This is a genomic window from Synechococcus sp. R55.4 (assembly GCF_047461935.1).
GTDB lineage: Bacteria > Cyanobacteriota > Cyanobacteriia > Thermostichales > Thermostichaceae > Thermostichus.
In genome coordinates this window covers 1-22,046 of record NZ_JANSIF010000040.1, presented here as the reverse complement: position 1 = coordinate 22,046, position 22,046 = coordinate 1, and the positions used below count along the sequence as shown (strand labels likewise).

The window sequence follows — 22,046 nt, the reverse complement described above, 5'->3', positions numbered from 1 at the left end:
TCGGACATTTTCCAGTCAAGTTCCAGTCAAGCAGAAAATCGCTTAAAATAAAAGGCCTGTGTCTACCGGCCAAACGCCAAAGGCTCGGAGCGAGGCTCTGGAGCTTCAGCAGGCTTGGCGGGTCTAGGCGAACTCTTTTTTGGATTTTTTGGATCTTTACAGCTTGCGGAGCGTCCCCCAAGGAGTGGATACCCCATGGTCAAATTGCGGCTCAAGCGCTACGGAAAAAAGCGGCAACCCAGCTATCGCATCATCGCCATTGAAAGTAAAAGCCGCCGTGAAGCCCGTCCGCTAGAGGAACTGGGTTACTATAACCCGCGCACCAAGGAGACGGTTTTGCAAACGGCAGGCTTGCTGAAGTGGTTGCGTTGTGGCGCTCAGCCCACAGAGACGGTGGACAGTCTCCTCAAAAAGGCCGGCATCTACGAGATGTTGAAAGCAGGGGAAGGCGGAGTGGTTGCCTCGATTCGCATCCCGGCCATCGCCAAGCCTGAAGCTGGGATCCCTGAGGCGGCAGAAGAGACTGCTGCAACAGAGTCCGTGGCCGAAGCTGAAGTCGCCGATGTTCCCGAATCGGAATTGAGCGAAGCTGCCACCGAGACAGCAGCAGAATTAAGCCCTCCGGAAGCTGAAGTTGAAAAGCCTCAGGTTGAGGAAGCGGTTGAGACCTAGGGTCGGCTGCGCTTTCGGCTAAGCTTGGCTTGGCCAGTTGTTCCCTCCTGTCGTCTAGCTCTCTATGCCAGACTACAAGGCTCTCGCCCATCTTTTGATCGAACCGTTGCTCAGCAGCGCCTCTCTTCAAACGGATGTGGAAACCACCTGTGGCGGGCGAAAGGTATGGCTGCGGCTGGCCTTTGACCCGAAGGATCGGGGGCGGGTATTCGGGCGGGGCGGGCGCACCCTGCAAGCGATTCGACAGGTGATGATGGCCGCAGCTCAGTTGGCAGGTCAATCTCTGTACATCGACATCTACGGAGAAGCGGGAGAGCGGGAATGAGCCAAATTCTCACCTTTCTGGGCAAGGGGGGCACAGGTCGGAGCACCTTGGCCGTGGCGGCAGCTCGGGCCGCAGCCCAGCAGGGGCGGCGGGTGCTGTTGGTGGGCCATCAGGCGGGGCCGGGGTTGGAAATGCTCTTGGGCGGGATCCCGCTTTCCGGCGAGCCGGTGACCATTGCTGCCAACTTGAGCGTGGTGCAGTTGCGGACAACCCAACTTTTGGAGCAAAACTGGACGGCAGCCAAAGAGCTGGAAGCCCGATACGTGCGCACTCCCTTTTTCCGGGAGATCTACGGCCAGGAATTGGGGGTGTTGCCGGGTATGGATCAGGCCCTGGCCCTGGAAGCTCTGCGCCGTTACGATGCCAGCGGCCAATACGACTGCATTCTCTACGACGGGCCGGGGGATCTGACCACCTTGCGAGCTTTTGGGATCCCGGAGGTGGCCAGTTGGTACTGGCGGCGGGCTTCCAAGGCTTTTTTGGGATCCGACTTGGCCAAAACCCTGCGACCCTTTGCCGAGCCGTTGCTGCGTTCGGTGAGCACTGTGGAGTTTTCCTCTCTGGAGGATCTGCCGGAGCGGTTGGGGGGCATGACTAACCTCTTGGAGCAGGGACGACAGGCCATTGCCGATCCGCGCCGTGTGCTGGCCCACCTGGTGACCACCCCAGACCCGATGGCCGTGCAAACCGCCCGTTACCTTTGGGGGAGCGCTCAGATGGTAGGGCTGACGGTGGGTGGCCTCTGGGTCACCCCTCTGGCTCCGGGGGAGGTCTCGGCTGCCGATTTTTTCCCGCTGACAGTACGGACACTCCCCCTGCGTCAGGGATCTGATTGGTCGGCTTTGGAAGCGGCAGTAGGAGGGATGTTCGCCGTGCCGGATGTGCCGCCGCCCGTGGCCATCGACGAGGGATCCCGTACAGTCAAGCTGTTTATTCCCGGCTTCAGCAAGGCGCAAATCGAGCTGAGCCAGTCGGGCCCGGAGCTGACCATCACCGCCGGGGATCAGCGGCGCAACTTGTTCTTGCCCCCCAGCTTGGCGGGTCGGCAGGTGACCGGGGCCAAGTTTCAAGAACCCTTCCTGGTCATCAGCTTCGGCTAAGACCATCCCCAGGTGTTCCCCTCTGTTCGCGTCAACGGGATGGAGTCCTCGGGAGAGAGCGATGTTGGCCAAACGGATCATTCCCTGTCTGGATGTGGCGGCGGGGCGCGTGGTGAAAGGGATCCAGTTTGTGCAATTGCGGGATGCCGGGGATCCGGTAGAGCTGGCCCAGGCTTACGATCAGGCAGGAGCCGATGAGCTGGTCTTTTTGGACATCACCGCCACCCACGAAGAGCGGGAGATCTTGCTGGAGGTGGTGCGGCGCACCGCAGAGCAGGTGTTCATTCCCCTCACGGTGGGAGGGGGGATCCGCGATCTGGAGGGGATCCGACAACTGCTGCGGGCCGGGGCGGACAAGGTCAGCCTCAATTCGGCGGCGGTCAGGGATCCGGATTTGGTGACTCAAGCCAGCCGCTGGTTTGGATCCCAGTGCATTGTGGTGGCCATCGACGCTCGCGCCAAACCGCAGGGAGGGGGATGGGAAGTGTACGTGCGCGGGGGGAGGCAGCCGACGGGGCTAGACGCGGTGGAGTGGGCCAAAACCGTGGCCGAACGGGGGGCAGGGGAGATTTTGCTCACCAGCATGGACGCCGACGGCACTCAAGCAGGCTATGACCTGGAGCTAACCCGGCGGGTGGCCGAGGCGGTGTCGGTGCCGGTGATTGCCTCAGGAGGAGCAGGGGAGTGTGCTCATATCCGCCAGGCTCTGCAGGAGGGAGGGGCGGAAGCGGCTCTATTGGCCTCGCTGCTCCACTATGGCCGGCTGACGATTGCGCAGATCAAAGCCGACTTGGCCGCCCATGCCATTCCGGTGCGTTTCTAGCTTGGGGAGGGATCCGTGCAGGCTCAAGATCTGGCCGCTCTCCTGCCTGAGGTGTGCCGCCTGGCAGAAGCAGCAGGGCAGGCCATCTTGCCCTTCTATCGGCAAAAATCGCTGCCGATCCAACTCAAAGCAGATGCCTCCCCCCTAACTGAGGCGGATCTGGCTGCCCACCACCTGATCCTGCAGGGCCTGCAAGAGTTGACCCCAGGGATCCCCCTCCTCTCGGAAGAATCCAGCGATATCCCCTACGCCCAGCGGCAGGTGTGGCGGCACTTCTGGCTGGTGGATCCCTTGGATGGCACGCGCGAGTTTATCGAAGGCAGCGGCCAGTTCACCGTCAACATTGCCCTTGTCGAGGCGGGGATCCCCATCCTGGGGGTCGTCCACGCCCCAGCTCTCGGCCTCACCTACAAAGCTGCCCAAAAGCTGGGGGCCTACAAAGGCGATGAGCGCATCTGGGCCCGCCCGCCCGCCCAGGCCCCTTGGCAGGTGGTGGCCAGCCGTTCCCACAGCAACCCGGAGACGGAGCAGTTCCTCGAGCGGCTGCGGCAGCGCTGTGGCTCTCTGGAAGTGAAGTCTGTGGGCAGCGCCCTCAAGCTTTGCCTTGTGGCCGAAGGATCTGCCCATCTCTACCCTCGCTTCGGCCCCACCATGGAGTGGGATACTGCCGCTGCCCAGTGCCTGGTGGAGCAAGCGGGGGGAAGGGTTACCGATCTGGCAGGGGATCCCTTGCGCTACAACAAGCCCGACCTGCACAATCCATCCTTTGTGGCGGCTGCTGAAGGCATGGCCCAACTGTGGCAGAACCTGATCCCCTGAGCGAAGCCCCGGCTACATGCCCATCTCTGTGGGGTTAAAGCCATCCGGGAACTTGGTGTACTCGTCGTAAAGGGCACCGCGGAAATGGGTGTTGGTGATGATGGCTCCGCGCAGATCGGCCCCAATCCGCAGATCGGCTCGGTTCAGCTCGGCTTCGCTGAGGTCGGCCCTGAGCAATTTGGCCCGGTAGAGGTTGGCCCCCCGCAAATCTGCCTTCACCAACTTAGCCCCAATCAGGTTCACCCGTCGCAGCTTGGCTCCGCGCAGGTCGGCTCCCGAGAGATCTGCTCCCGACAAATCCGCCTCGCGCAAATCTGCCCCACTCAAGTCGGCATCCCGTAGGATAATGCCCTTCAAATTCGCGCCACTCAACTGCGCTCCACTCAGGTTGGAGCCCGAAAAATCCCGTTGGCCAGACGCATAAGCCTGCAACAGTTGCTTGGCATCCAAGAGAGGCTTGATACTTGCTGTTGTCATCGCTGTTTGTTCTCTCACAAAACCGTAGGCAAACTAACCTCAGCCCTGCCGGAAGCAGGCTGTGACCCTTTCGCAGGTTGATTACCCTCTGGGGATCCCTGCCACTCGAGGTGGAACGCTTTACTGACAGACTTTGCCCTGCTGGTCGGCAGAAGGGCTGTCAGAGTTCTTGTTGGTTAGCTTACCACCCCCCGGCCCAAACTCAGCCCGGCAAGCCTTGAGAGTCGGAGGAGAGCGACATTCCGCCTGTTAGAGCTGGTCAATCTCCTTGCGCAAATTTTCCAACTCCAGATCGACCTCGCTCTCACCTGCGGTGGAAGGTCGGCCTGAGGACTTCGCCTCCCCAGAGGGCAACTGACCCTGAATCGACGCCTTGAGCATCAGCAGCTCATGATCCACATCCGAGCCACCCGCCTCCAAAGCGGCAAACTGGTTTTCCAAATTGTCCACCGCCAGCTCGGCTACTGCCGCCGACTGGGCCTCCAGGGAGTTCACCTTCTCCTCCATACGCTCAAAAGCAGCAAAGGCGCTTGTGGCGTCCACCCGCCCGATAACCTGATTGATTTGCTGGGAAGCCTTGGCGGCGCGGGCGCGAGCGATGAGCATGTCCTTTTTGGTCTTGGCCTCAGCGATCTTGCTCTCCAGCTTGGTCATGTTGGACTTCAGGATCTCCACCTGCTTAGTCTGCTCATCCAACTGCCGCTTCAGGCTTTGGGCAGTCTCGGCAAAGGTTTTCTTGCGCACCAGCGCTTCCCGAGCCAAAGCTTCGTTGTTGTTGCGCAGGGCCAACTCGGCGCGTCTTTGCCACTCATCAACACTCTGCTGTGCTTGCTCATACTGCCGCTCTATCCGCTTCTGGGCAGCAATGGCCTGGGCAACCGCTTGCCGCATCTGGTAGTGATCCTCAGACATGTCCTGAATGGTCTGGTTCAGGATTTTCTCCGGATCCTCGGCGCTGCTGACCAGCGCATTGATATTGGATCTAATGATTCGGCTGACCCGATCGAACAATCCCATCGGTTGCTTCCCCCTCTAGCGGTCTGACCTAATGCTACCCTTGCTGCTTTGATGCCTTCCAGTGCTTCTACTCCAGTATAGGGATCCATAGGGCTCCGCTGAAAAAAGCTGTAACGTTCTCTTGCCCCAATACCCTCCAGAGCCGATAATGCTTGCTTAACTTCGTTTGCTGACCGACAATCCCTGTTCTCTGATCGGGGCCATCCGCAGGTCGAAACGAAGTTGAGTTTGGCCGGTGTTGTTGGGAGTTCTCCGCCCCAGGTTCACGATTCAGGAGAGGGATCCGTGGCTCAGCGCCCGATTATTCTGGGTATTGTTGGTGATAGTGCTGCTGGAAAAACCACCCTCACCCGTGGCATTGCCCAAGTCTTGGGGGAAGAAAACGTCACTGTCATCTGCACCGACGACTACCACCGCTACGACCGCAAACAACGCGCTGAACTGGGGATTACAGCCCTCCATCCCGACTGCAACTACCTGGATATCGTTCAGCAGCACCTGACGCTCTTGCGCACCGGCCAGCCGATCCTAAAGCCCGTCTACAACCACAGCACCGGCACCTTTGACCCGCCAGAGTATGTCAAGCCCAACAAATACGTGATTGTCGAAGGGCTGCTGGGCTACTTTACCCGTGGTATGCGGGATAGCTACGATGTCAAGGTTTATTTGGCTCCCCCAGAACATTTACGAGCCCTTTGGAAGATTAAGCGGGACACCCGCAAGCGCGGATATACCGAAGAGCAAGTGCGAGAAGAGCTCAAAAAGCGCGAACCCGACTCAGAGGCTTTTATTCGTCCACAGCGCCAATGGGCCGATGTAGTGGTCACCTTTTACCCGCCCCAAGAGGGATCCGACCAAGACGAGGTATTGCTGAATGCACGCTTGGTGCTGCGCCCCACCATTCCTCACCCAGATTTTTGGCAAATCCTCAATGCCCGCGACAATCACCTTAGCTCTGCCATTCGTTTGGATTTGGATCGGGATATGGGCAAGCCCGTCGATGTTTTGCAGATTGATGCCCATGCTACGGCCAGCCAAGTGATCGAATTGGAGCGGATGCTCTGCAACGAAATCCCTTACCTGGGCAAGTTCTGTAGCTTAGAGGGAAACCCCAATATCGGCCAATTGATCGGCACCACCGGCGAGCTGCTCCAGAGCTATCCCCTGGCTTTGACTCAATTGCTGATCACCTACCACATGTTAAAAGCGGCCAACATCTACCAGTAGAATCCGTGGCGGCGAGGGATCCCCAGTTTCGCAAGACCTGCAGGGTAAGGCTCGGCCCAGCACGGTAACCCGCTCCCAGAGCAGAGTCTTGTGAGCTTCTGCCAAAGACATGGGCTGTGCTGGAATTGAACCAGCGGCTCCCACCGTGTCAAGGTGGTACTCTACCACTGAGTTAACAGCCCCTACGAGCGATGCCGCTGTGCATCTGCCTGAAGGCCGGAAACAAATAATATCACATCTTAACCTGTCCCATTGGGGTCAACCTAGGTGGAGAGTGGACAGGTGCCCTATTTCAAATCAAAAAGGGGATCCGGTCAGCAACTGGTAGTGCAACACCTGGGGTGGGCGAGCAAAGTAGGGCCCGATGAGGGCACGCCAGCGGACAAAGTTTTCCGATTGGCGAAAGTTGACCAGATGGGCCTCTAGGGATCCCCACTGAACGAGCAGTAGGTATTGCTGAGGGTGCTCCAGACAGCGCTGCAGTTGGTGCCCTTGGTAGCCGTCGGTCTGCTGCAAATAGATGAAAGCTTGAGCGATGGCGGCTTCAAAGGCGGCTTCAGAGCCGGGGGTAATTTCAAACTGAGCCACCTCAAGGATGGAGGAAGCAGTCATGGGTTAGGTATGCAGGCCGCATTCGGTCTTGCTTGTGCCCTTCCAGCGTCCAGAGCGGGGATCCGCCCCTGGCTCAACAGGCGCAGTGCAGTGGAGGCAGCCGATACTGGGGTAGTGGCGATCGTGCAGGGGGTTGTAAGGGATCCCGTGGTCAAGGATGTATTTCCAAACTTGGCCATTTGTCCAGTCAGCCAGCGGGTTGAGTTTGAGGCGGTTGCGCTTGCCGTCCCACTGCACCTTGCCGATATCGGCGCGGGTGGGGGATTGTTCCCGACGCATCCCTGTAATCCAAGTGGTGCAACCGGCCAGAGCACGATTCAAGGGCTCCACCTTGCGGATGTTGCAGCAGAGGTCGGGGTCAGAGCGATACAGTTCTGGCCCGTATTGAGCTGCCTGCTCTTCCGGGGTAAGCAAGGGCTTGAAGATCTGCAGTTGCAAGTGGGGGTAGCGCGCCAACACCTGCTCCCGCAGTTGTAGGGTTTCCGGGAAGTGAAAATCGGTGTCCAGAAAAAAAGCGCGAACACGGGGGTTAATCGCCGTGAGCAGATCGATCAGCACTAGGTCTTCCGGGCCAAAGCTACAGGCCAGCACCAGCCCATCTCCAAATTCTTCAACCGCCCAGGTGAGCAGGTCGCTTGCCGACAAAGGCTCAAACCGTTCGCTCAGGGACGCCACTTGAGGTTGATACTGCTCCCGCAGCGCTTGAGCCGCCAGCTCCCAGCGGCTAGAAGGAGAAAGGCTTGCTGTCATAGGGGGAAGACACCGAACTCGACGATTTTTGCTTTTTTTAATCTACACTAATTCGGTCAAGCTTTAGGGGTTTTGATTACCAGGCGGCAGCGGGCAGAGGGAGAGAGCGGGATCCCTTGGCCCGGAGAGGGATTTGTCCCCAGCGATCCCGTCGGATCCCCATCACCAAGCCGTGCCAGAGGGGGCTGGGATCCAACTCCGGCAACTTAACCCAGTGGTAGCGCAACACCCCTCGTCGTGGGTTCACGTCCAGCTCAAACACCCGCAGAGCCGAAACCGGCCCCACTAGAGGAGGTGCTGTCAGGTAGGGGATCCCATCGCGGACATACACCTTCGGCACATGCAGGTGGCCACTCAGCACCGCCACCACCCGTCCGTGACGGGCCAAGAGAGCGTGTAGCGCCGAGGCTGGTTCGCTGAGGAGCCGGTACTTGCGAAACAAAACCGCGTCCATTTGGGTGGGAGCAATGAAGGGCGGCTGATGGATCAGTAGGATCAGCCATTCTTCCGGCACCGTTTGCAGATGTTCGTCCAGCCAGTGCAGTTGGGAGGGGCGGAGCACGCCCTGAGGTAAAGGGAAGCGTCCTAAGCTGGCGTCGAGGGCAATCAAGCGGATCCCGGGCAGAGGGGAAAGGCTGTAATCGACGTAACCGGTGGGAGCCGGGGACAGGGGAAATTGGCTTTGGCACCAACGGATAAACTGATCCCGGTTAAAGCGTCCCTTTCTCCCTAGGGTGTCGATATCGTGGTTGCCCAGGCTGAGGTAATAGGGCACCCGCAGTTGGGCAACAATCTCCTGGAAAGATTGAAAGCTCTCCGGATCCGCTTGATCCACCAAATCTCCGGTAAACACCACGAAGTGCAGATCCGGCACCTGGTTGAGATGGGCAACGGCTGCTTCCAACTGGCGGCGAGGGGAATCCGACATCCACCAACAGCGGCACCCTGTCTCGGGCATCAGGTGGACATCTGAGACTTGAGCAAAGCAAATGCGTTGGGTTGCCATCGTTTAGGTACTTATTCACACCTCACGCCCGCATCATAGTCAATGATGGGCTGGGGGGCTATGGGATTCTCTTAACCTCAGCCGGATCTGGCGAGCACCTATTGGGAACTGAGGACAGGTAGGGCTATGAAAGGGGCGCGCAGACCGGTCAAATCCATCTGAGAGGGTTTCCCGGGCTCTCACCCCCAGCCTCTGTTCCAAAGGGAGAGGGGAGTGTTGCCGTGATTTGGAATGGCTACAGACGCAAATGAGTCTGATTCTTGTTTCAGCATCGTTGCTGAGCAACCGCTAGGGTGTAGAGACGCGGATCTTCGACAAGAGGATCCCTAGGAAAGAAGGAGAAAAAAATCATGTCCACCAGCACCCTTGTCCGTTGCGCCTGTGAACACTGCAACTGCAGCTTCGAGAGCAGCCAAGGCTATCGCTACGAAGGCCAACTCTACTGCAGCGAAGCCTGTGCCACCCACAATCACGAGCACCCTTCCGCCTGCTGTGTGGCTTCTCACTGCTGCCAGTAGGGTTCAAGGTAGCCCATCATCCCCAGCCCTTTCCTCTGGGATCCATTTCCCCCCTGGGCCGTTTTTGATAGGCTCCTGAGAAGTTCTACTCTTGTCGGCCAAGGGGTCGGCCTAGCTTGCATGGATTACGGCTGGCGCGAAGATACTCCGCACCGCTGGGAGCTGCTGCCCACTCCCCCCCAGTTCAATCCGCAACTGAGCCGGGAATACGGCAAGTATGCGGCCAAGGTGATGGCCCTGCGGGGTCTGCACACTTGGGAGCAAGCGCGGGCCTTCGCGGATCCCGAACACTATTCCCCCACACCGTCGGGATCCCTGCCGGATCTGGAGCGGGCGGTGGCACGGCTGCTACAGGCGCGGGAAAGGGGAGAGACCCTGTGCATTTGGGGGGACTTTGACTGCGATGGTGTCACCAGCACCAGTCTTCTGCTCTCGGCGTTACAACCCTTGGGCTTCCGAGTCCAGTTCACCATACCGCTGCGCAGTACCGAAGGGCACGGCCTCAACCCTCAACGGCTGCAGCAGGTGCTGGCCCAGGGCTGTCAAGTGATCCTGACGGTGGATTGCGGCATGGGCAATACCGCCGAAATTGCCATGGCCCAAGCCCAAGGGGTGGATGTGATCGTGACGGATCACCACATGCTGCCAGATCCCTTGCCCGCTGCCTATGCGGTGGTCAACCCCTTGCGATTGCCGGCTGAACATCCGCTGCGCTTCTTGCCGGGGGTGGGAGTGGCCTACAAGTTGGCGGAGGCGCTCTACCAAGCCCTAGGGATCCCTGGTGTCGAGCAGCACCTGGATTTGGTGGCGGTGGGAATTGTGGCCGATGTGGCGGTGTTGCAGCGGGAGTGCCGCTACTTGGTGCAGCGGGGCCTGCCGGTGCTGGCCAATACCCAGCGGCTGGGGCTGCGGGCCTTGTTGGATCAGGCCCAACCCAAGGGATCCGTGCTGCCAACAGCCCAAGATGTTGGCTTTCGCCTTGCTCCCAAGCTGAATGCAATTGGCCGTCTGGAAGATGCCAGCCTGGCGGTGGAGCTGCTGACCACCCCTGATCCAGAGCGTGCCCAGGCCTTAGTGCAGCACTTTGTTGCCCTCAATGAGGAGCGTAAGCACCTCACCCAGCAGGTGATCCAAGAGGCCAGCCAACAGGTGGAGAGCATGGATCTGGCCCGAGAAGGAGCCATTGTTTTGGCCGAAGCCGGCTGGAACCCAGGGGTTCTGGGGATCGCGGCGGCGCGCTTGGTGGAGCAGTACCACTGCCCAACGGTGTTGATCGCCAAAGACGAAGCGGCGGGACGGGGCTATGGGTCGGGCCGTTCCCTGCCGGGGGTGAACCTGGTGGAGGCCATCGAGGCTGTGCGCCCCCTGTTGCTGGGGGGAGGTGGACACCCTATGGCAGCCGGGATCCAAGTGGCTCTCTCTTGCCTGGCCGCCGTACAACTGGCTTTGCGGCGGGAGCTGGCCGCGCGGGTCAGCCCAGATCACCAGGCTCGCACCTTAGCAGTGGAGATCGTCATCGATTGGGAGCTTCTGGCCTCTCAGGGCCGGGACGGGGTGGCAGAGCTGGATGAGGTGTATCGGCAGGTGCAGCTTCTGCAGCCCTTTGGGCACGGCAACCCCAACCCCGTCGTAGCCCTGATGAATGTTCGCTGCGGCAGCGTTAAGTTGGGGATTTCTCAGAATGGTCGCCACCTGAAGTTTGAGCTGGGATCCCGTACCCTGTGGTTTTGGCAAGCCGGAGAAGAGCTGGAGCGCTGGCAAAAATGCCAGGCTTTGGACATCGCCCTACAGTTGGAGGCGGATGACCGGGGCAGACAGCCTTGGCAGGGCAAAGTGCTGGCGGTGCGCCCTGCGGGAGAGTGGCAGGCACCCACCATTTCCGCCCCTCGCCTACAGATCCAAGATTTTCGGCAGAAACCCCTGCCGGATTCGCAGCAGGGGGCCATCTGTTACGACGGGCAGGAGGCCGAGAACTTTGTTCCACCACCCAAAGGGAAAGAGCTGGTACTGGCCCGCTGGCCCTGGCTACCGGCGGACTTGGCACAACTGCTGCAACAGGTACAGCCCCGAACCCTGATCCTGGCCGCTTCTGCCTCCCCCTGGGAGCAGATCCCCGCCCGAGTCAACTGGCTGATGCAACAGTGGCAGGCAGGCCAACGGGATCCCGACGAGCTGGCTGCGGCAACCGGCTTTCCCCGGCAGTGGCTGGCGGAACTGGACAGTCCGGAGCAGATCCCCACGCTGCTGATGGGCCGCCTTCAGGAATCCCAAGCCTTTCACCGCTGGCTGGATGAGGCTAGCCCCACCCAGATTGCCCAACTGTGTCAGCGGCTAATGCAATCGGATCCCAGGCCAGCAGCTTATTCCCAAAAGTAGGGGCATCTCCCAAGCGCTCTGCGCCACCAACGCGACCCCAAAAAGTAGGTAAGACTTGGGATCCTGCCAAGAACTTCAAGATGCTCCGCACCGCTATCGCGATACTCTGGATTAAATAATTCAACCCCATTTTTTCTGGCAACCAGAGCCCCTCAGAGTTTTCCGTGATCCCGGTTCGCCTAACCTTGCACAATTTTCTCTGTTACGCTCACGCCGTTTTGGATCTGCGCGGGATCCACACCGCCTGTATCTGTGGCCCCAATGGGGCAGGCAAGTCCGCCCTGCTCGACGCCCTCACCTGGGGCCTTTGGGGGCAAAGCCGGGCTAGCAATGACAGCGATCTCATCCGCAAGGGGGCCAGCGAAGCCTGGGTAGAGGTGATCTACCGCTCCCGAGGACAAACCTACCGCATCCTGCGCAGCCGTCATCTATCGGGCGAGGGATCCCTGGAGTGGCAAATTCAAACCGGAGAAACCGACGGCCAACCTCGCTGGCGTAGCTTGACCCGCCGCGGCATGCGCGCCACCCAACAGGCCATTCAAAGTCAGCTCAGCCTCGACTACGAGACCTTTATTCACTCCGCCTATCTGCGACAAGGACAAGCAGATGCCTTCACTCTGAAGCGTCCCGGCGAGCGCAAGCAGATCTTGGCCGACATGCTCAAGTTGGGGCAGTACGATTTGCTGGCCGACCGCTGCCGGGAACAGGCGCGCAGTGCCAAACTCAAAGCCGATCTGCTCCAAGAGCGCCTGCAGCAGCTCAACCAACAACAGGCCCACGTTGGCCAAATCCAAGCCGAGCTGGAGCGACTCCAACAACGACAAACTCATCTGCAGCAGCTCCTAGCCCAGCAACAGCAGGAATTGCAAGCCCTAGAGCGCCTCTACGAACATCGCTGCATCCTGCAGGAGCGCCACCAACACCTTACCCAACACTTGCAAAAGCTCGGCACCAACCTACAGCACACCGAGCAACAGTGGCGTGCCCAGCGACAGCACCTGCTCCAGTTGGAAGAGCTGATCGCCCAGAGTGAAGACATCCTGGCGGGTTACGAACGCTACCAAGCCCTGATGGCCCAAGATCGCCATCTCCACCACCTCTTCGAGCAACAGCAGCATCTGCTCCAAGAACGCCAAAAGCTGCAAGCCCAGCAAGCAGAGCAGCAACAGCAGCAACTGCGCAAGATGCAACGGCTGCAACAGGAGTTGGCCACCTGCCAAGCCCAGGCCCAAGCCGATGCCCAATTGCTGGCAGAACAGGAGCGCATCGAAATCGGCCTGCGCCACTACCAGCAAGCTCAAGAGCGTCTCCAGGCCCTGAACCAAGCCCAAGCTCAAGCCGCCGTCCTTCTCCAGCAGCAACAGCATTGGCAAGAGCAAATCCGCCGCGAGCGGGAACGCCTGCAAGCCCGCGTTCAGCTTCTCAGCCAGCAACTACAAAGCCAGGAAACTCTAGCCCAACAGCAGCAGCAACTGGAGCAGAAAATCGCCGAAGGAGAGGCCGCCTTGGCAGAGCTGGAGCGACGGCGTCTCTACCAGCAGCGGGTGTTGGAAAAAGTCCAAGAACGGCGGCTGTTCGTGCAAAAGCTCCAGGAACGCCAGCGGGTTCTCCAGCAACAGTGGCAACAGGAAGAAGAACGCTGCCGCCTGTTGGTGACCACCTGGGAGGAAGGTCAAGAGGTGTTTTCCGCTCAAAGTGCTCCGCGCAGCGAACGAGATCAGGTCACCCCCACTTTGGCAAGAGTGACAGCCCTTGTCGAGGAGGCAGCAGAACAAGAGGAGGGATCCCCGGCCCTATCTTCTGTCGGCCAGCCTGCCGAGCCACCCCCTGCAACGCCGACAGCAGAGCCGCAGGGATCCGGCTTTATGGCTCCGCAACGCCGTCGCAACTGGACTTGCCCCCTCTGCGCCCGTCCCCTCAGCCCGCGCCTGCGGGATGTGGTGCTGAAAAAACACCGCGAGCGTCAAGAGGAAATTGCCGGCGAACTGTTTGTTATCCGCGAACAACTGGCGGTGGCCGACCGGGAGATTGAACTCTTGCAAGCAGAATACCGCCGTCTCAGCCAAGAACTGGCCACCTGGGATGAGCGCCTGCATCTGCAAGGGCGATTGCAACAGCAGTGGGAAGCCGAGCAGGAACGCCGCCGGCAAATCCAGCTCTGGCAAGCAGAAGCGGCAGAGTTGAGGGAAATCCTTGACCGGGAAGCTTACGCTCAAGAAGCTCGGCAACAGCTCCAGCAGATCCAGCAGGCCCTGCAACAACTGGGCTATGACGAGCGCGAGCACGCCCTACAACGGGGAGAACTGGAGCGCTGGCGCTGGGCACTGGGCCGCTCTCAGGAACTCCGCAAGGCCCAGGAGCGCCGCTCTCACCTATGGGAGCAAATCGCCTCCCTACAGGCACAACTGGAAACCCTGCAACAGGTGGGATCCAAGGACTCCGTCCCGCTAGCGCGATCGGATTCTCCCCTGGCGGAGCGGTTGGCTCAGGTGGAACAGGCGTTAAACCACCTGGGCTACGATGGATCCCTGCACCAGCAGGTGAAAGCCGAACTGGCCCAAGCGCAGCTCTGGCCCGCGCGCCTGCAAGCCCTCCAGGTGGCCCGCCAGGAACTGCCGGAGGTGGCAGCCCGCACCCAAGCCCTATCCCAACGCCTGCAGGAAAGCCGCCAGCACTTTGCCCAAGCCACCCAAGAGCTGGAACAGCTTCACCGACAACTGGCCGAGCAACCCAGCGTTTCCTCAGCCCGCCTACAAGAGATCCGCCAAACCCTGCAGGAGCGCCGCCGGCAACTGGATGAGGTGCTGTCTCAGATAGGGGCTGCCCAGCAACGGCTACAACAGGCGGTTCAACAGCAGGCGGAGCAAGCCGAGCTGGAACAACAACTGCAGCAGGCCCGCCGCCAGCAGCAGGTGTACCAAGAGCTGGCCAATGCCTATGGTCGCAACGGCATCCCCGCCCTGATCGTCGAAAATGTCCTGCCGGAGCTGGAAGCCCAGGCCAACCAGATCTTGGCCCGCCTGACCCAACACCGCCTGCACCTGCAATTTGTAACCCAGCGCTCCGGGCGACGCTATTGCTCACCGGCCAAGCTGTTCTCGGTAGCCGGACGGAGCTCTTGCGACACCCTCGACATTCTCATCGCCGATCCCCACGGCACCCGCCCCTACGAGACCTACTCCGGCGGAGAAGCCTTCCGCATCAACTTCGCCATTCGCCTGGCCCTGTCCCGCCTGCTCACCCAGCGCTCGGGATCCGATCTGCAAACGCTGCTCATCGACGAGGGGTTTGGATCCCAGGATGCCACCGGACGCGCCCAACTGCTGGCCGCCATCAACGCCATCGCCCCCGACTTTGCCTGCATTTTGGTGATCACCCACATCCCCAGCCTGCAGGATGCTTTCCCCCACCGCATCGAGGTACAGCCCTCTCCCCAGGGATCCCGCCTTCACATTCGCGGCTAGCCGGGCCGGTCGGATGGGATCCCGGCACGAGTCTGCAGCCACTGCTGCAACAGGGGTACCAAGGCCTCGCTGAGTTGGTTCCACTGGTCGGGCTTCTGGGCGGTGGTCAGCAGCTCCACCCGCTCCCCCCGAATCACCAGAAAGCCAACCGGCTCGATGCGCACCCCGCCCCCTGCTCCCCCGAACAGGCTGGCCGGATCCCCGCCGTTGCCGCGAAAGCCAGAAGCAGTTTTGCCGAAGTTGCCCCCTCCCCCACCCAAGCCGAAATGTAGGGACATGTAGGGGACGATGATCGTCTCGCCAATGGTGATCGGCTGGCCAAAGGTTTGTCCCGTTTCCGCCAAAACCTTCAGCTTGCTGAGCACCGCTTCCAGTACGGCTTCCACGTTGAAGTCGGATCCCATCTCGGTTGACTTGCCCACCAGACGCTTGGGCAGATGGCGCACGGCACCTTTCCAGGCTACTGCAGCCCCTCCAAGAGAGGAAGCCCAAGAAACTCCCCTAGTCTTCGTCCGGCGAGCCGGAATAGAGATCTTCCAAACGGCTGCGGGCTTCTTCCAAGCTGGCCGAGCGAATCACCAGCAGAGGCTCTTCGGTGAGGTTGCCATCTTCATCCAGCAGCTCTGGGTGAGGGATCCGCTGGCGGGCGCGACGGGGAGAGGTCTTGCGCTCTTCCACGCCCAACGTGATGACATTGGCAACCAAGTTGCGCAGGGCCAAAAAGGCAATGGCCACAAAAGCGATGAGGTAGAGAATCTGCAGCATCACAGGTCAGAGGAGGGGTGAATCTGGCGAAATCGACGGCCCAATTCGGCACATTTCATCAGCAGGCGATGCCATTTTGCCATCAGCCCAGGGTCGATGCCAACCTCTTGATCGGACGCCTGATAAAGCGCTTCGGCCACCTGTAGCTCCGCTTGAGCGGCCAGAACCTGTTCCAGCAAGGACTGTTGCTCCTCTGGGCTGATCAATTCCAGGGTCTCTTCCTGCAAAAAGCGGCGAGAACGCTCAAACCAGTAGCGGTAGTCTTCCAGCAGCGGCCCCAGAATCTCCCGCAACAGCTCGGCTTTGCTCATGGCCTGGGATCCCTCCACAACTGGTTTGGATGAGAAAAGCTTAGCAGAACTTAACCTTCTTTCGCCACAGGGGGGCAGGATTCCAGGTAGGCTTCCATCTCCAGCATCAAGGCTTCGATCTGGGGCAGCAGCTCTGGGGCCTGCTCTTGCCAGTAGCCCCGCTGGTGGGCTTCCAGCAGTCGCTCGCTCATGTCCCGCAGCGCCCAAGGGTTGTGGGATCGCAGGAACTCCTGGACTTGGGGATCCAATAGGTAGGCGCGGGCCAGCCCTGCGTACATGAAATCCGGCACAGCGTGGGTAGTGACATCGTAGGCGAAGAGATAGTCCAGGGTGGCGGCCATCTCGAAAGCGCCTTTGTAGCCGTGGCGCATAACACCGGCAATCCACTTGGGGTTGATCACGCGGGAGCGATAGACCCGGTCGATTTCTTCTGCCAAGGTGTGGATTTTAGGGTTGTGGGGGCGGGCGTGATCCCCAAAGTAGATCTGGGGGTTGCGGCCCTGGAGTGCCCGCACTGCCGCCACCATCCCCCCTTGAAACTGGTAGTAGTCATCGGAGTCCAGCAGGTCGTGCTCGCGGTTGTCTTGGTTGTGGAGCACAATTTGCAGGTGGGCCAATTGCCGCCGCAGGGCTTCGGGGGCGGGTTGTCCTTCAGCCTCAGCCCGGTAGGCGTAGCTGCTCCAGTTGAGGTAAGCGCGGGCCAGATCCGCTTCTGTTTCCCAGTTTTGCGCCTCGATCAGCCCCTGTAGGCCGGCCCCATAGGCCCCCGGCTTGGAGCCGAAGATGCGCAGCCGCGCCCGCTCCGCTGCTGCTTGCGGTGGGATCCCCTGCTGTTGCCAGTAGTCAGTATCGGCCAACACCTGAGCTCGCAAGGGGTTATCGGCTTCCGGCTCCTCCAGATCGGCCACGGCCTGCACAGCTCGGTCAAACAGGGCAATCAAGTTGGGAAAGGCATCGCGGAAGAAGCCGGAAATGCGCAAGGTCACATCCACCCGAGGACGCCCCAAAACGGCCACGGGCAGGATCTCGATATCCACCACCCGTCCCCCATCCCAGCGGGGTTTCACCCCCAGCAGGGCCAGGGCTTCGGCCCAATCGTCGCCGCCGGTGCGCAGGGTGGAAGTTCCCCAGACGGATAGCCCCAGACGACGGGGGTACTCCCCTTGCTCTTGCACGTAGCGCTCCACCACCCGCTCTGCCGCTCGCGCGCCAATTTGCCAGGCCGTTGGGGTGGGAATGGCGCGGATATCCACCGAGTAAAAGTTGCGCCCCGTGGGCAACACATCCACCCGGCCTCGGGTGGGGGCGCCGGAAGCGCCGCTGGGCACGTAGCCGCCGTTTAGCCCCTGGAGCAGGTGATCCAGCTCCTGGGGAGTTTGCTGCAGGCGAGGGAGCAGATCCGTCTCGATCCAATGCAGCACCTGCCTGGCTGTCGGCCCCGGTGGCGGATTGTAAGGGATCCCCTGCAAACGCTGGGCAATCCACAGGCGGGCTTGTGCCTCCAGGGCGGCAACCCCATCTCCGATGTGGCGAAAGCGCTCCCCCTTGGGGCCTTGGGTCGGATTTTGGGAGTGGGGAAGCATCCTACCTCAGGTAAACCGCTGCCCCCAGCCCTACCAACATTTCTTCCGGGGTGATCTTGCCATCTTGGTTGGTGTCGAGGGCATCGAAGACGCGATCCGCCCCCATCCATTCCTCGCGGGTAATGTAGCCATCCCCATCCAGGTCGTAGACGCGAAACACGTCTTGGGCCGCATGGGTAATCACCACTTTGTTGCCCTCCAGCTTGTGTAGCCGCTCGGTGAGCAGGTTTTCCAACACCTCCAGCGCCTTGGAGAAGCCCTGGATCCCTTCTTCCAGCTTTTCTGAGGCCATGCGGTTTTCCCGGTGCATCTGGTCGAAGGTAGCTCGATCCATCACCAGGCGCGGGATGTCCATTTTCTTGGCTTTTTCCGGATCCAGTTTGCGCTCCAGGTAACCCTCGGTGTTCTGCAGCTCCGCCAGCAAGGCGGGCGAGATGGTCAGGAGATCACAGCCGGCCAACTCGATGATCTCCCCGATGTTGCGGAAGCTGGCCCCCATCACCTCGGTCGGATAGTCGTATTTGCGCAGATAGTTGTAAATCTGGGTTACCGATTGCACCCCCGGATCTTCGGCAGGGGGATAGCTCTCCCGGCCCGTGTGTTTCTTATACCAATCCAAGATGCGGCCCACAAAGGGCGAGATCAGCTTCACCCCCGCTTCGGCGCAGGCGATGGCCTGGTGTAGGCCAAACAACAGGGTGAGGTTGCAATGGATCCCTTCTTTTTCCAGGATCTCGGCAGCTCGGATCCCTTCCCAAGTCGAGGCAATTTTAATCAGCACCCGGCTGGGATCCGCTCCTGCTGCCTTGTACAGCTCGATCAGATGGCGGGCCTTGGCGACCGTAGCTTCCGTGTCGTAGGAGAGGCGGGCATCCACCTCGGTCGAGACACGCCCAGGGATGATGGACAAAATGCGCACGCCGAAGGCTACCGCCAATTGATCGATGGCATGGGCCACCACGGCTTTCGGCTCAGCTTTGGATCCCACCTCTTGGCGAGCTTTGAGCAAGGTCTCATCGACAATGCCCTGATACTGAGGCATTTGGGCTGCAGCCGTGATCAATGAGGGGTTGGTGGTGGCATCTTGAGGCTTAAAGCTCTCGATGGCGTTGATATCACCCGTATCGGCGACCACGACAGTCATCTGTCGCAATTGCTCCAGCAAGCTCTTGCTCATGTTCGGCTCCTTGAGATTGCGCTACGCGCCGCTTCTGCGACCTAGTTTCAGTGTTACCCATCCCATTCAGGGATCCCGGTAGACATGAGATTGTCTTAATTCTCTGCCGCTCACCCCCACGTGTGTGGGGACAACGCTGGTGGAGCTGGCCCGCGGCGGGCGAGAGATCCGCTCACCCCCACGTGTGTGGGGACAACACTTCCATGTGCTCATGATGGTGCGCCCGTCGTACGGTTCACCCCCACGTGTGTGGGGACAACGAAAGTCATGTCGTTGGGCACTGCTGCAATCAGCGGTTCACCCCCACGTGTGTGGGGACAACTCGTTAAGGTGGCCGGGGGAACAGTGCCGACGGACGGTTCACCCCCACGTGTGTGGGGACAACTACTGCAGCCTGGTCACCTGTATCTGCAGCAAACGGTTCACCCCCACGTGTGTGGGGACAACTGCCCCTGCCGGTCTTGCCGACGCACCACCTACCGGTTCACCCCCACGTGTGTGGGGACAACGATCAGCACCGACCTGACTAGCCCTGTGAAGGTGCGGTTCACCCCCACGTGTGTGGGGACAACTGGGTTGTCACCGACCTGGAGCAGATCCCCGGCCGGTTCACCCCCACGTGTGTGGGGACAACGCTCGACCTCGGCCTGCAGCTGGGCCTCTTTCTCCGGTTCACCCCCACGTGTGTGGGGACAACGTCCCTCCTCCAACGTCGGGATCTGGAGATCCCTCGGTTCACCCCCACGTGTGTGGGGACAACTTGCTCACAGTCTGCCACGAGGACGTGCTCAATCGGTTCACCCCCACGTGTGTGGGGACAACGTGGAACCTGGGGGACGATCCGCTACGCCCAGAGCGGTTCACCCCCACGTGTGTGGGGACAACTCAAATGCTCCTTCACCAGAGCAAACGTAAATCGGTTCACCCCCACGTGTGTGGGGACAACGTGCCCCTGCCGGTCTTGCCGACGCACCATCGCCCGGTTCACCCCCACGTGTGTGGGGACAACGGTGCGCAGCACGGCGCGTAGCGCCGCATGCCCGGTTCACCCCCACGTGTGTGGGGACAACGACTTGCTTCGGCGAAGCCCAAAGCGAACATGTCGGTTCACCCCCACGTGTGTGGGGACAACTAGACTGGGAGGTTGTCCAAGTAAGAGTAGAGAACGGTTCACCCCCACGTGTGTGGGGACAACGCCCCCACTGGCCGTCGGCGGTAACCCCACAGGCGGTTCACCCCCACGTGTGTGGGGACAACGCAGAGGCACTATCCTCACTTGCACTCCCAGTGCCGGTTCACCCCCACGTGTGTGGGGACAACGGGATCCCTCTAACCCCAGAGAAGACTGCCATGCGGTTCACCCCCACGTGTGTGGGGACAACTGCCAGCCGCCACCCAAGACGGGCCATGCTAGACGGTTCACCCCCACGTGTGTGGGGACAACGTTCACCCCGCCCGGACGCTGCTCTGCCTTCGACGGTTCACCCCCACGTGTGTGGGGACAACTAGCTATCCCATTGCTCCTCCGATACTGTGAGACGGTTCACCCCCACGTGTGTGGGGACAACGCAGGGGCCGTTGGAAGGGCCGAGAAGGCTGCTCGGTTCACCCCCACGTGTGTGGGGACAACGATATAGGCTGAGACTCTAAGGAAACTTTCTACCCGGTTCACCCCCACGTGTGTGGGGACAACTCAGCTGGGGATCCCAGTCATCCCCACGCCGTTCGGTTCACCCCCACGTGTGTGGGGACAACGGATCCCTGGCGATTACCGCTGACCCAACAGTCGGTTCACCCCCACGTGTGTGGGGACAACGTTGGTAACGGGTGTAGTACTCTCCCTGGAGATCGGTTCACCCCCACGTGTGTGGGGACAACGCGCCGTCACGTCTGCCCGCAGGATGTTGGCCTGCGGTTCACCCCCACGTGTGTGGGGACAACTCGTCTCTCAGGCAACCGCAGGATTTGGTGCGTCCGGTTCACCCCCACGTGTGTGGGGACAACGTCTCAGGTTACGAATACACTCGAAGCACTGGCCCGGTTCACCCCCACGTGTGTGGGGACAACCTAACAGCCGGCGGACTGGTGGTGTAACCGACACGGTTCACCCCCACGTGTGTGGGGACAACGCAAAGTCTTGCGCATAGACAACAGTCTTGCGCGGTTCACCCCCACGTGTGTGGGGACAACGGCGAGGTTTTGTAGGTTTCCGGCTGAGACTGGACGGTTCACCCCCACGTGTGTGGGGACAACGTTAGCGCCTAACGCAATTATTCTCAGGGCCAACTGGTTCACCCCCACGTGTGTGGGGACAACGGTCGGATGGGGATATAGAGACGATTCCCAGATCCGGTTCACCCCCACGTGTGTGGGGACAACATATAACCGACATAACCCAATTCTTCCAATTCTCGGTTCACCCCCACGTGTGTGGGGACAACGCAGCTGAAAGAGAATCCCTTTGACCAAGATGTGCGGTTCACCCCCACGTGTGTGGGGACAACGTGGAGTAGGTAGGCTATGGGGGAAAGAAAATACGGTTCACCCCCACGTGTGTGGGGACAACTGCAGTTTTCGTGTTTCCCTACCCGCAAGAATGCGGTTCACCCCCACGTGTGTGGGGACAACGGCCAGCCAAGCCTGAAATACTTTTGGGTTATACGGTTCACCCCCACGTGTGTGGGGACAACAATAGAGGCCCTAGGCATCAGCAGAGCATCCTTCGGTTCACCCCCACGTGTGTGGGGACAACGAGCTCTTTGGTGTCTGTTGTCGCCTTGTTCATACGGTTCACCCCCACGTGTGTGGGGACAACGATTACTACACCCCCCATAGCAATACCCGGAGACGGTTCACCCCCACGTGTGTGGGGACAACAAGGAACGCCGTCCGGCCAGCGGTCGCAACTGCGGTTCACCCCCACGTGTGTGGGGACAACCTGGACTCCCCTAGGTTGTGTTGATCTTTCATTTGAGCCAAAAGAGAGCACTGACGAGATAGAGAAAACTCAAGAAGTTCCTGGCC

Annotated in this window: 18 protein-coding genes, 1 tRNA gene, 1 pseudogene and 1 CRISPR repeat array; of the genes and pseudogenes, 9 read left to right on the top strand and 11 right to left on the bottom strand. The window is 60.3% G+C overall.

Annotated features, from left to right (window positions below):
• Window positions 1–195 precede the first annotated feature (195 nt).
• From rpsP to cysQ, 5 genes are all read left to right on the top strand, one after another.
• On the top strand, window positions 196–672 hold the full coding sequence (gene rpsP / locus NW842_RS09910) for a 30S ribosomal protein S16 (protein ID WP_414375316.1): 477 nt from the start codon (window positions 196–198) through the stop codon (window positions 670–672).
• A gap of 64 nt (window positions 673–736) precedes the next feature.
• On the top strand, window positions 737–997 hold the full coding sequence (locus NW842_RS09905) for a KH domain-containing protein (RefSeq protein ID WP_414375315.1): 261 nt from the start codon (window positions 737–739) through the stop codon (window positions 995–997).
• On the top strand, window positions 994–2,097 hold the full coding sequence (locus tag NW842_RS09900; protein WP_414350343.1) for an ArsA family ATPase: 1,104 nt from the start codon (window positions 994–996) through the stop codon (window positions 2,095–2,097). Before NW842_RS09905 ends, NW842_RS09900 begins: the two co-directional genes overlap by 4 nt.
• Before the next feature lie 61 nt (window positions 2,098–2,158).
• Window positions 2,159–2,920 (top strand): imidazole glycerol phosphate synthase subunit HisF, encoded by a 762-nt coding sequence (gene hisF, locus NW842_RS09895; protein WP_414330140.1) that lies wholly within the window; start codon window positions 2,159–2,161, stop codon window positions 2,918–2,920.
• A 15-nt stretch (window positions 2,921–2,935) separates the two neighbouring features.
• The gene (gene cysQ, locus NW842_RS09890) at window positions 2,936–3,739 is read left to right on the top strand and encodes a 3'(2'),5'-bisphosphate nucleotidase CysQ (RefSeq protein WP_414417945.1); all 804 of its coding nucleotides are present in this window, start codon (window positions 2,936–2,938) and stop codon (window positions 3,737–3,739) included.
• A gap of 12 nt (window positions 3,740–3,751) precedes the next feature.
• Here the strand turns inward: cysQ and NW842_RS09885 are convergent, their stop codons facing one another.
• Both NW842_RS09885 and NW842_RS09880 read right to left on the bottom strand, forming a co-directional pair.
• Entirely contained in the window at window positions 3,752–4,216 is a 465-nt protein-coding gene (locus NW842_RS09885) for a pentapeptide repeat-containing protein (protein ID WP_011432098.1), read from the bottom strand.
• Between the two features lie 249 nt (window positions 4,217–4,465).
• The gene (locus NW842_RS09880) at window positions 4,466–5,233 is read right to left on the bottom strand and encodes a PspA/IM30 family protein (protein ID WP_414358372.1); all 768 of its coding nucleotides are present in this window, start codon (window positions 5,231–5,233) and stop codon (window positions 4,466–4,468) included.
• A 285-nt stretch (window positions 5,234–5,518) separates the two neighbouring features.
• Here NW842_RS09880 and NW842_RS09875 point away from each other — a divergent pair, with 285 nt between their 5' ends.
• Complete coding sequence (locus NW842_RS09875; protein WP_414330145.1) at window positions 5,519–6,460, top strand: phosphoribulokinase; 942 nt, start codon at window positions 5,519–5,521, stop codon at window positions 6,458–6,460.
• A gap of 110 nt (window positions 6,461–6,570) precedes the next feature.
• Here NW842_RS09875 and NW842_RS09870 read toward each other — a convergent pair.
• From NW842_RS09870 to NW842_RS09855, 4 genes are all read right to left on the bottom strand, one after another.
• Window positions 6,571–6,642 (bottom strand) — tRNA-Val (locus NW842_RS09870).
• Between the two features lie 115 nt (window positions 6,643–6,757).
• Window positions 6,758–7,072: an antibiotic biosynthesis monooxygenase family protein gene (locus NW842_RS09865; protein WP_414344235.1), complete on the bottom strand. Its 315-nt coding sequence runs from the start codon at window positions 7,070–7,072 to the stop codon at window positions 6,758–6,760.
• A 3-nt stretch (window positions 7,073–7,075) separates the two neighbouring features.
• A complete protein-coding gene (locus NW842_RS09860) occupies window positions 7,076–7,822 on the bottom strand; it encodes a phosphoadenylyl-sulfate reductase (protein WP_414375312.1) in 747 nt (248 codons plus the stop codon).
• A gap of 76 nt (window positions 7,823–7,898) precedes the next feature.
• Window positions 7,899–8,828 (bottom strand): metallophosphoesterase family protein, encoded by a 930-nt coding sequence (locus NW842_RS09855; protein ID WP_414375311.1) that lies wholly within the window; start codon window positions 8,826–8,828, stop codon window positions 7,899–7,901.
• 350 nt (window positions 8,829–9,178) lie between these two features.
• On the opposite strand from NW842_RS09855, the gene NW842_RS09850 reads away from it, so the two are divergent.
• From NW842_RS09850 to NW842_RS09840, 3 genes are all read left to right on the top strand, one after another.
• Window positions 9,179–9,346 (top strand): conjugal transfer protein TrbI, encoded by a 168-nt coding sequence (locus NW842_RS09850; RefSeq protein ID WP_414412547.1) that lies wholly within the window; start codon window positions 9,179–9,181, stop codon window positions 9,344–9,346.
• Window positions 9,347–9,466: 120 nt separating this feature from the next.
• Window positions 9,467–11,722, top strand: a complete 2,256-nt coding sequence (gene recJ / locus NW842_RS09845; RefSeq protein ID WP_414375525.1) for a single-stranded-DNA-specific exonuclease RecJ — start codon at window positions 9,467–9,469, stop codon at window positions 11,720–11,722.
• A gap of 164 nt (window positions 11,723–11,886) precedes the next feature.
• Window positions 11,887–15,186, top strand: coding sequence for an AAA family ATPase (locus tag NW842_RS09840; RefSeq protein ID WP_414375524.1), 3,300 nt, complete (start codon window positions 11,887–11,889; stop codon window positions 15,184–15,186).
• On the opposite strand, the gene NW842_RS09835 is transcribed toward NW842_RS09840, so the two are convergent.
• The 5 genes and pseudogenes from NW842_RS09835 to NW842_RS09815 form a co-directional block, all read right to left on the bottom strand.
• The gene (locus NW842_RS09835; protein ID WP_414358213.1) at window positions 15,183–15,632 is read right to left on the bottom strand and encodes a GerW family sporulation protein; all 450 of its coding nucleotides are present in this window, start codon (window positions 15,630–15,632) and stop codon (window positions 15,183–15,185) included. The genes NW842_RS09840 and NW842_RS09835 overlap by 4 nt on opposite strands.
• A 55-nt stretch (window positions 15,633–15,687) precedes the next feature.
• Window positions 15,688–15,951: a DUF2973 domain-containing protein gene (locus tag NW842_RS09830; RefSeq protein WP_414358210.1), complete on the bottom strand. Its 264-nt coding sequence runs from the start codon at window positions 15,949–15,951 to the stop codon at window positions 15,688–15,690.
• Window positions 15,951–16,262, bottom strand: coding sequence for a DUF2605 domain-containing protein (locus NW842_RS09825; RefSeq protein WP_414358208.1), 312 nt, complete (start codon window positions 16,260–16,262; stop codon window positions 15,951–15,953). Before NW842_RS09825 ends, NW842_RS09830 begins: the two co-directional genes overlap by 1 nt.
• A 50-nt stretch (window positions 16,263–16,312) precedes the next feature.
• Window positions 16,313–17,794 (bottom strand): annotated as a pseudogene (locus tag NW842_RS09820) (cobaltochelatase subunit CobN); the annotation flags it as partial.
• Window positions 17,795–17,846: 52 nt separating this feature from the next.
• A complete protein-coding gene (locus tag NW842_RS09815; RefSeq protein ID WP_414375522.1) occupies window positions 17,847–19,022 on the bottom strand; it encodes a transaldolase in 1,176 nt (391 codons plus the stop codon).
• A 106-nt stretch (window positions 19,023–19,128) separates the two neighbouring features.
• Window positions 19,129–21,960: direct repeats of the CRISPR family, unit length 29 nt; unit sequence CGGTTCACCCCCACGTGTGTGGGGACAAC.
• Window positions 21,961–22,046: the final 86 nt, after the last annotated feature.